Annotated in this window: 10 protein-coding genes; 3 read left to right on the forward strand and 7 right to left on the reverse strand. The window is 61.9% G+C overall.

Annotated elements, in window-relative coordinates:
* Positions 1 to 48 precede the first annotated feature (48 nt).
* The 7 genes from KGA82_RS02740 to KGA82_RS02770 all read right to left on the reverse strand — a co-directional run bounded on the left by KGA82_RS02740 (position 49) and on the right by KGA82_RS02770 (position 9,143).
* On the reverse strand, positions 49 to 1,629 hold the full coding sequence (locus tag KGA82_RS02740; protein ID WP_223449573.1) for an aldehyde dehydrogenase (NADP(+)): 1,581 nt from the start codon (positions 1,627 to 1,629) through the stop codon (positions 49 to 51).
* Positions 1,630 to 1,771: 142 nt separating this feature from the next.
* A complete protein-coding gene (gene araD1 / locus KGA82_RS02745; RefSeq protein WP_223449574.1) occupies positions 1,772 to 2,767 on the reverse strand; it encodes an AraD1 family protein in 996 nt (331 codons plus the stop codon).
* Positions 2,768 to 2,820: 53 nt separating this feature from the next.
* A complete protein-coding gene (locus KGA82_RS02750; protein WP_008043480.1) occupies positions 2,821 to 3,996 on the reverse strand; it encodes an L-rhamnonate dehydratase in 1,176 nt (391 codons plus the stop codon).
* Positions 3,997 to 4,029: 33 nt separating this feature from the next.
* Entirely contained in the window at positions 4,030 to 5,355 is a 1,326-nt protein-coding gene (locus KGA82_RS02755) for an MFS transporter (protein WP_223449575.1), read from the reverse strand.
* A gap of 515 nt (positions 5,356 to 5,870) precedes the next feature.
* The gene (locus KGA82_RS02760) at positions 5,871 to 6,875 is read right to left on the reverse strand and encodes a 4-hydroxythreonine-4-phosphate dehydrogenase PdxA (protein WP_223449576.1); all 1,005 of its coding nucleotides are present in this window, start codon (positions 6,873 to 6,875) and stop codon (positions 5,871 to 5,873) included.
* Complete coding sequence (locus KGA82_RS02765) at positions 6,872 to 7,828, reverse strand: amidohydrolase family protein (protein ID WP_223449577.1); 957 nt, start codon at positions 7,826 to 7,828, stop codon at positions 6,872 to 6,874. The genes KGA82_RS02760 and KGA82_RS02765 overlap by 4 nt, the downstream gene beginning before the upstream one ends.
* Positions 7,821 to 9,143, reverse strand: coding sequence for an MFS transporter (locus KGA82_RS02770; protein WP_008029058.1), 1,323 nt, complete (start codon positions 9,141 to 9,143; stop codon positions 7,821 to 7,823). The genes KGA82_RS02765 and KGA82_RS02770 overlap by 8 nt, the downstream gene beginning before the upstream one ends.
* A gap of 560 nt (positions 9,144 to 9,703) precedes the next feature.
* Here KGA82_RS02770 and KGA82_RS02775 point away from each other — a divergent pair.
* From KGA82_RS02775 to KGA82_RS02785, 3 genes are read left to right on the forward strand one after another with little or no spacing between them, the layout of a single operon-like run.
* The gene (locus KGA82_RS02775; protein ID WP_008045229.1) at positions 9,704 to 10,720 is read left to right on the forward strand and encodes a Bug family tripartite tricarboxylate transporter substrate binding protein; all 1,017 of its coding nucleotides are present in this window, start codon (positions 9,704 to 9,706) and stop codon (positions 10,718 to 10,720) included.
* Positions 10,721 to 10,772: 52 nt separating this feature from the next.
* Positions 10,773 to 11,306, forward strand: a complete 534-nt coding sequence (locus KGA82_RS02780) for a tripartite tricarboxylate transporter TctB family protein (RefSeq protein ID WP_008029063.1) — start codon at positions 10,773 to 10,775, stop codon at positions 11,304 to 11,306.
* Positions 11,303 to 12,832 carry a tripartite tricarboxylate transporter permease gene (locus KGA82_RS02785; RefSeq protein ID WP_223449578.1) on the forward strand — a complete coding sequence of 510 codons (1,530 nt, stop codon included), beginning with the start codon at positions 11,303 to 11,305 and terminating at the stop codon, positions 12,830 to 12,832. The genes KGA82_RS02780 and KGA82_RS02785 overlap by 4 nt, the downstream gene beginning before the upstream one ends.
* Positions 12,833 to 12,860 lie beyond the last annotated feature (28 nt).

The following is a 12,860-nucleotide window of genomic DNA, read 5'->3' on the forward strand; positions in this document are numbered from 1 at the left end:
CAGGACCTGTAGGAGCGAGGCTTGCCCGCGAAAGCAATCGCTCAGGCACTACAAAGCTAACTGACTCTCTTCGCCATCCACCAACCGCCGAATCCCCAGCGGATTCGCGTTCTGCAACGCCTCGGGCAACAACGCATCCGGGTAATTCTGGAAGCACACCGGCCGCAGGAATCGATCAATCGCCAGCGTCCCCACCGACGTCCCGCGAGAATCCGACGTCGCCGGATACGGCCCGCCATGCACCATCGCCTCACAGACTTCGACCCCGGTCGGATAGCCGTTGAGCAAGATCCGCCCGACTTTTTCCTGTAGCAATTGCGCCAGCCAGCGGTATTCCAGCAGCTCTTCGGCCTCGCCGATCAGCGTCGCCGTCAATTGCCCGCGCAGGCCGTGCAGCGCCGCCGCGAGCTGCGCCCGATCTTCGACTTCGATGACGATGGTGGTCGGCCCGAACACTTCTTCCTGAAGCAACTCATCGCCCTTGAGCAACAGGCTGACATCGGCCTTGAACACCTGCGGTTGCGCCTGATTGCCCTGCTGCGGTTTGCCCGCCAGGTGCGTCAGCCCCGGATGTTCGTGCAATTCCCCAAGGCCTTGGCTGTAGCTGACCAGTGCGCCGGCGTTGAGCATGGTTTGTGCCGGCTGCTCGTTCATGTTGGCGCAGAACTGTTGAAGGAAAGCGCTGAACTGTGGCGAACGCAAACCGATGACCAAACCCGGATTGGTGCAGAACTGCCCGCAACCCAAGGTCACCGAACCGGCCAGTTGCGCCGCGATCTGCTCGCCCCGCACGGCGAGGGCTTCGGGCAACAGGAACACCGGGTTGATGCTCGACATTTCGGCAAACACCGGGATCGGTTGCGGCCGGGTCGCGGCCATGTGGCTCAGGGCATTGCCACCCTTGAGCGAACCGGTGAAGCCCACGGCCTGAATGGCCGGGTGCTTGACCAGCCACTCACCAACGCCACCGCCATAAATCATGTTGAACACACCCGCCGGCATGCCCGTGCGTTCGGCGGCGCGGATGATGGCGTCCGCGACCCGTTCGGCGGTCGCCATGTGTCCACTGTGCGCCTTGAATACCACCGGGCAACCGGCGGCCAGTGCCGAAGCGGTATCGCCACCCGCCGTGGAAAAAGCGAGAGGAAAATTGCTGGCGCCAAACACCGCCACCGGACCGATGGCGATGCGGTACTGGCGCAGATCCGGGCGTGGCAACGGCTGACGATCCGGCAAGGCCCGATCGATCCGCGCACCGTAGAAATCACCGCGCCGCAGGACCGTGGCGAACAGACGCATCTGGCCGCTGGTGCGCCCGCGCTCGCCCTGGATACGCCCGGCCGGCAGTGCCGTTTCCCGGCAGACCGTGGCGACGAAGTCATCGCCCAGCGCATCGATTTCATCGGCGATGGCATCGAGGAACGCCGCGCGTTTTTCCGCGCTCAGGTTGCGGTAGATCGGGTACGCCGCAGCGGCGGCTTTGGCGGCGGCATCCACTTCGGCTTCAGTCGCCTGGAAGAAGGTGCCGGGCAGCGGCTCGCCGGTGGTGGCGTCGAGGCTTTGCAGTTGCAACGTGCCGTTGGCGCTGCGCTGTCCGCCGATGTAGTTGTGTCCAAGTAACGTGGTCATGAGGTAATTCCTGATCAATTAGCACGGACCTGTAGGAGCCGGCTTGCTGGCGATGGCGTAGGGTCAGCCAACATAAATTTCGCCTGACAAATCGCTATCGCCAGCAAGCCGGCTCCTACAGGGATCAAGCGTTCCGCCAGTTTTAGAGCGAACGCACTTGGCCGATGGCCAACGGCTGGGCGCTTTCGCCGATGCCGTTTTCCAACGGTGCGCCAAACGCGTCGTGGCTGATCTGGAAGCGATCACCCGGCTGGGTTTTCACGCCGTCGGCAAACGACAGCGTCGCGGTGCCGAAGTAATGCACGTGGACATCGCCCGGACGCAAAAACTGCGCGTATTTGAAGTGATGGAATTCGAGGTTGGCGAGGCTGTGGCACATGTTGTCTTCGCCGCTGAGAAACTCTTTTTCCCAGAGGGTTTCGCCGTTGCGGATGATGCGGCTGGTGCCCGCCAGGTGTTTAGGCAATTCACCGACACGCAGCTCCGGACCATAGGCGCAGAAACGCAGTTTCGAGTGCGCGAGGTACAGGTAATTGCGGCGTTCCATGACATGGTCGGAGAACTCGTTACCCAAGGCATAACCGACACGATACGGCTGACCGTCATCGCCAATCACATAGAGGCCGGTCAGCTCCGGTTCTTCACCGGCATCTTCGGCAAACGGCGGCACCGGGAAATCCGCGCCGGGGCGCACGACGATGCTGCCGTCGCCCTTGTAGAACCATTCCGGCTGCGCGCCGACCTGCCCGGCTGCGGGTTTGCCACCTTCCAGGCCCCACTTGAAAATGCGCATGGTGTCGGTCATGCCGGCTTCAACGGCGCCATCCTGCTGGTGCATTTTGTCCCGCGCCGAGGCGCTGCCGAGGTGAGTCAGGCCGGTGCCGCTGATCAGGCAGTGCGCAGGGTCTTCGTGATCCAGCGGCGGCAGGACGTTGCCCTGCTGCAACAGTTGCGCGTAATCCGGGCCCGCCTCGGTGCCGCGTTGGGCCACTTCTTCTTGCAGGCTGCGTTGGGCGCGGATCGCCGCGAGAGCCAGTTCACGGGTGCTGCGGGTGCCTTTGAGCACCTGGACCTGCGAACCTTCGACGACGCCGACCTGACGCTCACCGGCAGTGTTTTCAAATTGAATCAGGCGCATGACGGCCCTCCATAAAGTCGGGGATGGCGCCGCCCAAAAGCGGCGCCTCAAGGTCACTCGATGATGTTGAAGTCGCTCAGGTATTCATCGGAGATTTCCAGGCCCAGGCCCGGCTTGTTGTCGTCGAGCTGGATGTAGCCGTTGACCGGTTGCGGCTCGCCCTTGAACACGTAGTAGAAGAGTTCGTTGCCGACCTCGACGTCGAAGACCGGGAAGAACTCGGCCATCGGCGAGGCGGTGGTGGACATGGTCAGGTGATAGTTGTGCATCTGCCCCGCGTGCGGAATCACCGGCACCGACCAGGCTTCGGCCATGGCGTTGATCTTGCGCGCAGCGGTGATGCCGCCCACACGGTTGGTGTCGTACTGGATCACGTCGACGGCGCGGCGTTCCAGCAGGTCTTTGAAGCCGTAGGAGGTGAATTCGTGCTCGCCGCCGGAGATCGGCATGATCCCCATTTTTTTCAGCTCGATGTAGCCCTCGATGTCGTCGGCGATCACCGGTTCTTCGAGCCAGCGCGGTTCGAATTCGGCGAGTTTGGGCAACATGCGCCGTGCGTATTCCAGGGTCCAGCCCATGTAGCATTCGAGCATGATGTCGATGTCCGGGCCGGCCAGCTCACGCAGTGCGCGCACTTGTTCGATGTTCTTGCGCATGCCCGCCGGGCCATCTTTCGGGCCGTAGCCGAAACGCATTTTCAGCGCGGTGAAACCCTGGTTCAGATAGCCCTGGGCTTCTTCGAGGAACAGGTCGAGGTTGTCGTTGGCGTAGAGCTTGGAGGCGTAGGTCCAGATCTTTTCCTTGGTGCGGCCACCGAGCAACTTGAACACCGGTTTGTTGACCGCTTTGCCCATGATGTCCCAGATCGCGATGTCGATCGCCGAGATCGCCGCCATGCCGATGCCTTTACGGCCCCAGGCGTGGCTCTGGCGGTACATCTTCTGCCAGATGTATTCGTTGTCGAACGGGTCTTCACCAATCGCAATCGGCGCCAGGTAGGTGTCGATGATTTCCTTGGCAACGCGTGGCGCCAAGGCGCAGTTACCGATGCCGACAAGACCGGTGTCGGTCTCGACTTCCACCACCAGCCAGCCGTGGAAACGGAACGAACCCATGGCGTCGCCGCGCTCGAACAGGATGTCGCTGGCGTTGGTGCAGAAGTGCGCTTGTGGTGGGACGACTTTGCCTTTCCACTCGAAAACGCGGGTACGGATTGCTTTGATTTTCATGAATTCAATTCCTTGCTAACGCTTGGGTAGTGATCAGCCAACCTGAGCCGGTGTGAGCTGCGAGGGGGATTTAGGGGTGTGGGTGCTGCGAAGTCGGGACAACAGGACGGCGCCGACAATGCCGACCAGGGCCAGGGCGAACATGCCGGCGCGGGGGTCGGCGAAGCTGGTTTCCATCACGGTTTTCAGGTTCGGCGCGACGAAGCCGCCGAGGTTGCCGATGGAGTTGATCAGGGCGATCCCGCCAGCTGCGGCGGCACCGCTGAGGTAGCTGGTGGGAATGGTCCAGAACAGTGGCTGCACCGAGACGAAACCGGCAGCGGCGAAACAGAAGGCGAGGACCACCGGAACCATGCTGGTGCCCAGCGCCGAGGCGGCGATGCCGAGGGCGGCCATGGTCAGCATGCACACGGCGAGGCGACGGTGCTGGCCAGTACGGTCGGCGTAGCGAGTGACGAGACGGGTCACGACCAGAGCGCAGACCCACGGTATCGCGGTGATCAGGCCGACGTTGAGGCCGACGTGGCCGTCGAGCAGCCCGGCGATGCGCGTCGGCAGGTAAAACACCACGCCGTATACGCTCATCTGAATGGTGAAATACGCCAGGCAGAATTGCAGCACCCGAGGGTTGCGCAGCGCACTGAGAAAACCATGGGGGCTGCTGTCTTTTTTCTTCGCGTCTTCTTCGCTGAGCGCGGTTTGCAGCGCCTGCTTTTCATCGACGCTCAACCACGTGGCATCGGCCGGGCGGTTGACCAGATAGAAGTACGCAGCGATGCCGACCACCGACGCCATCAAGCCTTCGACGACGAACAACCATTGCCAATTGGTCAGGCCGAACACGCCGTGGAAGTCCAGCAACCAGCCCGACAGCGGGCTGCCCAGCACCAGCGCCAGGGGCAAGCCGAAGTAGAACAGACCGAGCGCCTGGCCACGGCTTTGTGCCGGGAACCAGTAGGTGAGGTAAAGGATGATCCCCGGGAAGAAGCCGGCTTCGGCGACCCCCAACAGGAAGCGCAGGACGTAAAAGGTTTCGGCGTTGTGGGCGAACATCATTGCCGCCGACACCAGGCCCCAGGTGACCATGATCCGGCACAGCCAGACCTTCGCGCCGAGGCGGTGCAGCATGTAGTTGCTCGGCACTTCGAAGAACGCGTAGCCGATGAAGAAGATGCTCGCGCCGAACGCGAACGCGGCATCGCCCAAACCGGTGTCGGCCTGCAACGCGGCTTTGGCGAAGCCGACGTTGGAGCGATCGATGAAGGCGAGGATGTACATCAGGATCAGAAACGGCAGCAGACGCAGCCGGCTTTTGGAGATGGCACTGGACAGAGCCAGGGCGAAATCTGGACGAGTCATGTGAAGGTTCCTTTGCTGCCGGTATGTGCCTTGCGGAAGTGACAAGGCGGGCTTTTTGTAGTTGTTGAATCGTGCGATCGAGGCAGCTCGGGTGGCCGGCTCTGGTCATTCGATGGAGCGACTTTAGCCAGCGCACAGGGCGACGGATAATCACTTATGCACATCCATCGATAACCTGGGGTGATAGGTAAGTGCGGTTATTGCCTAGATCGAGTTATCAGGCGCCCCCTAAAACAACTGTGGGAGCGAGCCTGCTCGCGAAGGCGATCTGACAGGCACATTGCAGTGACTGATAGAGCGCTATCGCGAGCAGGCTCGCTCCCACATGGGGTTTTGCGTTGATTGAACAACCTGGCAGCACCACGCATTACTGTAGGAGCCGGCTTGCTGGCGATTGAGGTCTGACAGGCACTTCATCTGTGTCTGTCAGGCCCTCATCGCCAGCAAGCCGGCTCCTACAGGGAGTTGCGGTGTGTCAGTTAGCTTTGCGGTGTGTTGGTGAGTTTTGTGGGGGGTCAGTAGTGGTTGGTGCCCATGCGGCAGGCGATTTCGAACGCCTGGCGGATCGCGCCGGGGTTGGCTTTGCCCTGCCCCGCGATATCAAACGCGGTGCCATGGGCCGGTGTGGTGATGGGGATCGGCAAGCCGCCCTGCACCGTCACCCCACGGGAGAAGCCCATCAACTTGATCGCGATCTGTCCCTGGTCGTGGTACATCGTCACCACCGCGTCAAAGGCGCTCGCATCGCCCTGCACCTTGAGGAAAATCGTGTCGCCCGGGTACGGACCTTCGGCCGCAATCCCCAACGCCTGCGCCGAACGTACGGCCGGGCCGATGATGTCCAGTTCTTCGCGACCGAACGAGCCGTTGTCGCCGTTGTGCGGGTTCAGGCCGCACACGCCGATGCGCGGTTTCTCCAGGCCGTTGCGTTTGAGCGCGGTGTCGATCAGCTGGATCGCTTCCACCACCCGCGCTTGCGTCAGCATGCCCGGCACCTCCGCCAAGGCCACATGCGAAGTCACCCGCGATGTCCAGAGGTTGTCGAGCACGTTGAATTCGCAGAACGGCCCGTGGAAATCCAGCAGCTCAGCGAACCAGTGCAACTCGTCGTTGTGGGCCATGCCGGCCATGTGCAGCGAGGTCTTGTTCAGCGGCCCGAACAGCACCGCGCCGGTGGTGCCGGCCTCGGTGAGACGCAGGGCTTTTTCCAGAGTGTCGAGGCTGTAGCGGCCACCAATGACGCTGGCTTCACTGCGCGGGAATTCGCCGATGGTGTCGCCGCGAAAGTCATAGAACAACGGCGTGTCATCGACAAATGACAGCTGATCCAGCGACTCGACGCGACGGTATGGAAATTCCACCCCGGCGATGCGCATGCCGCGCCGCATTTCCGCCTCGTCGGCAATCAGGATCACGTTGGCCTGGCTGCGAACCTGAGGCTCGGCGAGCAGGCGTGCGATCAGTTCCGGGCCGATGCCCGCCGGGTCGCCCAGGACCATGGCGATGGTTGTCTTGCTCATGCTTCACTCCTCAAGGGTTCGGGCCATGTACGGTCAATGGCGCTAGGCTCGCAGCGATAAACCCGCTGCGCGTTGCTGTAGAACAGGCGCTCCTGATCCGCCCATGGCAGGTCAGCAACGATGGATTTGAAACCGCTGTAGATGTCGTCGAACGAGCCGCACAGGCTGTCCACCGGAAAGTTGCTGGCGAACATCACGCGGTCGGTGCCGAACATGGCGATCACTTCGCGCACGATCCAGGCATTGTCTTTGGCGCGCCACGCCTGCCCTTTCAGGCCCAGGCCGGAAACCTTCACCTGCACGTTCGGCCATTCGGCCAGTCGTGCCATCGCCAGACGCCACCCCGCCAGGCCTTCGGCGCTGCGGTCATTGGGCAACCCGGCGTGGTTGAGAATCAGCGTGGTGCCGGGAAAGTCCCGGGCCAGCCGTTCGGCTTCGTAGAGGTTCCACCAGGGTGTCTGCAAATCGAAATGCAGCCCCAGCCCTTGCAGCGCGGCGTAACTGCGGCGCCAGTGTTCATCGCTCATCAGGCTGCGCAGATGGCCCACCTGCGCCGTCGAAGTCGGGCCACCGGGTTTGTGGCGCACGCTGCGTACGCACTTGAAACTCGCCTGCTCGGTGAGCACCGCGATGGCGTCCGGATGATCGAGCCAGGCCTGCGCGACGATTGCATTCGGTACGCCGTAACGCGCCGCCAAACCTTCAATGAATCGGGTTTCGCCAATCGGGTCTTGCGGGTCCCATTCGGTCTCGATGTACACCGTTTGCACGACGTTATGCGGCCCGGCATCGGCGAAGTAATCGTCTGGAAAATAGCGCCGTTTGATCGCGCTGTAGTCGCCGTAGCGAAACGGGATCCTGGCTTCAGGCGCGAGCCACGGATGGTGATTGATCGTCGGGTCCCAGAAGTGGTGATGGGCGTCGATGATCGGCCCCGTATACAACTCAGTCATGGCGCACCTCGTCGAGGCTGATGAACAGCGTGGCGAAAACGAAGACCGCCGAACACGCCGCAAAGAAACCCAGCACCGGCGCGAATCCACCGGCCATTTGCAGGATCACGCCGACCAGGATCGGCACCGCAATCCCGCCCGTGCTGCCGGCCATGTTCATCACGCCGCCGATCAGGCCGACCCGCGCCGGCGCCGCCAGCAATGCCGGGAAACTCCAGTAGAGGCTGCCCCACATCAGGAAAAACGCAGTCATGGCCAACAACGCCACGGCGGCAAAAGGGTTAGTCAGGGTCGGCAATAACAGGAACGCGCCGAGGGCCACCAGGCCGGAAAACGCCAGCAGACTCTTGACCGCCACACCGCGACTGACGCCTTTGCGGATCAGCCCGTCGCAGAGGAAACCACCGGTCAACGAGCCGAGCGCACCGCAGACAAAAATCACGAACGTCGCCGCGCCAATGCCCTTGATATCGAAGCCGCGAGCCTGCGCCAGATAACTCGGGCCCCAGGTCAGCAAGCCGAAATACACCATCGCCCAACTGGCGCGGCCGATCAACAAACCGCTCAGGGAACGGGCCGCAATGCCCAGGCCTTTGACCGGCACTCGCGCCGCTTCGGCTGCCGGCGTGGCGCGCCCGGCGTTGATCTTCTCGAGTTCTTCGGCATTCACTTGCGGGTGACTGGCCGGGTCATCGCGCAGATACCGCCGCGCCAGCCACGCCAGTACCAGCGTCGCGATACCGGCGATCACGAACGCCAGGCGCCATGAGTCCAGCGACGCGATCAGATAGGCGATGATCAACCCGCCGAGCGCCACGCCCAACGGGCTGCCGCTGTCCATCAGCACCGCGCCGCGACTGCGCTCGCTTGGCGCCAGCCACAACGAAATCAATTTGCCGCCCGACGGGAACAAGGGAGCCTCGGCAGCACCGAGTGCAACGCGGGCGAACAACAATGACAAGCCGCCCGTGGCAAATGCCGCCAACACTTGAAACGTCCCCCACAACCCGGTGGACCAACTGATGACCCGGTGCGGGCCGAAGCGGTCGATCATCCAGCCGCCGGGAATCTGCAACAGCGCATAGGCCCAGAAGAAGCTGCTGAGGATCAGGCCTTGCATGCTTGGCGACAGGGAAAACTCATGGGCGATGGTCGGCATCGCAATGGACAGCGACACCCGGTCGATGAGGTTGACCATGGTCAGCGCGAAGATGATCGCGAAGATCCGCCAGCGCACATTGCTGGCCTTGGTGGTGCCGGTCAGCGGTGTGGCCGCTGCGGCGGGTAATTGCAGGGAAGCACTGGAACGAGCCATGGTGCGTACCTCGAATTTATTATTTTTGTGGAGTTGCAAACACCGACCTGTAGGAGCCGGCTTGCTGGCGATTGCGGTGGGTCAGGCGCTATCAATGTTGACTGATACACCGCAATCGCCAGCAAGCCGGCTCCTACAGTGATTGCGGTGCATCAATTGATATTGATGGCGCCTGACATTCCGCCATCGCCGGCAAGCCGGCTCCTACAGGGTTCGCGTTTTGCCGTGTTTTTACGGCATTGGTGAGCACTATCGAAGGCTCACTGATAACCGTCTAATCAAAACTTGAAATAAGGCGATAGCCTCGGGTTATGTCATGCCCTGCTTTCAGGGGGCTTTCAATGGATAAGGCCTGCACACACTTTCCACTCAAACTGCTCTGGCGCAAGGCCCGCGGCGATCTTCACGATTTTTCCCCTCCCGAGCTATAACCCCAGGCTATCGGTGTATGTATTGTTTTGACTAGACGCGACGCCTGAGGCTTCCCACACTCGGGCCAGGCTTGCAGCTTTACCGCTCAGACAAGTCACTCATAACAACTACAAAAACGAGGCCCTTCCATGCGAAATGCATTCGTCCGTCGCACATCCCGTCTGTTTCTTGGCTGCACGCTGATCGCCGCCGGCGCCCTTCCCGCCCTGGCCCACGCCGCCTGGCAACCGGACAAGAACGTCGAAATCGTCGTCGCTGGCGGTCCCGGTGGCGGCACCGACCAGCTCGGCCGTTTGATCCAGTCGATCATCACCACCCACAAGCTGCTCGACGTGAATACCATCGTCCTCAACAAGGGCGGCGGCAATGGTGCCGAAGCTTTCCTCGACCTGAAAATGAACAAGGGCGATCCGGAAAAACTGGTGATCGGCACCAACAACATCTACTTGTTGCCGCTGGTGTCCAAGCTCGGCTACCAATGGCAGGAACTGACCCCCATCGCCGCCGTGGCCGAGGACGATTTCATTCTCTGGAGCTACAAAGACGCACCGTGGAAGGACGCCAAGGGCTTCTACGAAGCGGTCAAGGCTGACCCGTCGAACCTGCGCATGGGCGGCAGCCAATCCAAGGACGTGGACCAGACCCTCACCCTGCTGTTGAACCAGACCACAAACAGCAAACTGGTGTACATCCCGTTCAAGAGCGGCAGCGAAGCCGCGACCCAACTGGCCGGCAAACACATCGCCGCCAACGTCAACAACCCCAGCGAAAGCATCAGCCAATGGCGCGGTGATCAGGTCGAGCCGCTGTGCGTGTTCAGTAAAGAACGCATGAGCTACACCGAGAAAGTCGCCGGCGACAAATCCTGGGCCGACGTGCCGACTTGCCACGAGCAGGGCCTGGGCATCGATCAGTACCGCTTCCCGCGCACCGTGTTCATGCCCGGCGAAGTCACCGCCGAGCAACGGGCGTTCTATGTTGAGCTGATGCGCAAAGTCACCGAAACCCCGGAGTTCAAGGCCTACGTCAAACAGAACGCACTGGTGCCAACCTTCCTCGAAGGCGAGCCGCTGACCGCCTACATTGAGAAAGACACCGCCCGCGTCACCCCGGTGTTCAAAGAAGCCGGCTGGCTGAAAAACTGAGTTGCCGACGGCCGTCCGCCTGCGCACGGCCGTCACCTCTGGAGGTGCTTTCATGTCCCATTCTTCGGATTCACCGGCGCTGGTCGGTACCCGCTGGGTCGAACTCGGCCTGACCGTCTTCACCGCGCTGATCGGCGTGGTGGTGATGTTCGGCAGTGTCGAACAAGGTATCGGCTGGGGCGATTCCGGCCCCGAGCCGGGTTACTTCCCCTTCTACATCGGCCTGATGCTCAGCGCCGCAAGCGTGGCCAACGGCGTGTTGACCCTGGTGCGCTGGCACGCCCTGAGCATTGCATTCGTCAGCCGCAGTGCGTTCAAGCAAGTGTTGTCGGTGTTCATCCCGATTGCGCTGTTCGTGGGCGCCATGCCGTTCACCGGCATCTACGTGGCGTCGGCCTGCTTCATCGCCTGGTTCATGTGGCGTGACAAGGTCCGCGCCAAGCCTTACGGCAAACTGATGATCGGCAGCGTATCCCTCGGCGCGGTGCTGGCCAGCTACCTGATTTTCGCGCTGTGGTTCAAGGTCCCGCTGGATGCCGGCCCGATGGGCGACTGGATTGCCCTGGCCGGGAGAAATTTCAAATGAGCGAGTTCGATTCCCTGCTGCAAGGCATGAACCTGATCCTCACCCCGGGCCACATCGGCCTGATGGTGATCGGCGTGCTGCTGGGCATTCTGGTCGGCGTACTGCCCGGCCTCGGTGCCCCCAACGGCGTGGCGTTGTTGCTGCCGCTGACGTTCACCATGTCGCCGGTGTCGGCGATCATTCTGCTGTCGTGCATGTATTGGGGCGCGCTGTTCGGCGGCTCGATCACCTCGATCCTGTTCAACATCCCCGGTGAGCCCTCATCGGTGGCGACGACCTTCGACGGCTACCCGATGGCCCGCGAAGGTCGCGCCGCCGAAGCCCTCACCGCCGCTTTCAGTTCGGCACTGATCGGTGCGCTGGCCGGGGTGTTGTTGCTGACCTTTCTATCGACCAAGATCGCCGCATTCGCCATGTCGTTCAGTTCACCGGAGTTCTTCGCGGTGTACCTGTTGGCGTTCTGCACCTTCATCGGCATGAGCAAGAACCCGCCGCTGAAAACCGTGGTGGCGATGATGATCGGTTTCGCCATGGCGGCGGTCGGCATGGACACCGTGTCCGGCAACCTGCGCCTGACCTTCGACCAGCCGATCCTGATGACGGGCATCAGCTTCGAAGTGGCGGTGATCGGCCTGTTCGGCATCGGTGAAATCCTTTGCACGGTCGAGGAAGGCCTGGTGTTTCGCGGCGAGCATGCGCGCATTACGCCAATGGTGATTCTGCGTACCTGGGCCAAGTTGCCGCGTTACTGGTGGACCATTCTGCGCAGCACGCTGGTCGGTTGCTGGATGGGCATCACGCCCGGCGGCCCGACGGCGGCCTCGTTCATGAGCTACAGCCTGGCGCGGCGCTTCTCGAAGAATCGCGAGAACTTCGGCAAGGGTGAACTCGAAGGCGTGATCGCTCCCGAAACCGCCGACCATGCGGCCGGCACCAGCGCCCTGCTACCGATGCTGACCTTGGGCATTCCCGGTTCCGCCACGGCAGCGGTGATGCTCGGTGGCTTGATGATCTGGGGCTTGCACCCTGGCCCGACGTTGTTCGTCGAGCAGCACGATTTTGTCTGGGGCCTGATTGCGAGCATGTACCTGGGCAACGTGGTGAGCCTGATCGTGGTGCTGGCCACCGTGCCGCTGTTCGCTTCGATCCTGCGCATTCCGTTCTCGATCATTGCGCCGATCATCATCATGGTTTGCGCCATCGGTGCCTACTCGGTGCACAACTCGTTCTTCGACGTGGTGCTGATGCTGGGCTTCGGCGCGCTGGGTTACTTGTTCAAGAAACTCGGTTACCCGATTGCGCCGCTGGTGTTGGCGGCAGTGCTGGGTGACAAGGCTGAAGATGCGTTCCGTCAATCGATGCTGTTTTCTGACGGCCACTTGGGGATTTTCTGGTCCAACCCGCTGGTGGGCAGCCTGACCACGGCGGCGCTGCTGATGCTGTTCTGGCCGCTTATTTCCAAAGGGTTGAGCAGCCTGATGGGCCTGCGCAAACCTCACGTCGCCAAGACCAAATCGGTGCTGTGACACGGCAATGCTGGCAACGCCTGACATT

The organism is Pseudomonas sp. BF-RE-22 (assembly GCF_019956155.1).
GTDB lineage: Bacteria > Pseudomonadota > Gammaproteobacteria > Pseudomonadales > Pseudomonadaceae > Aquipseudomonas > Aquipseudomonas migulae.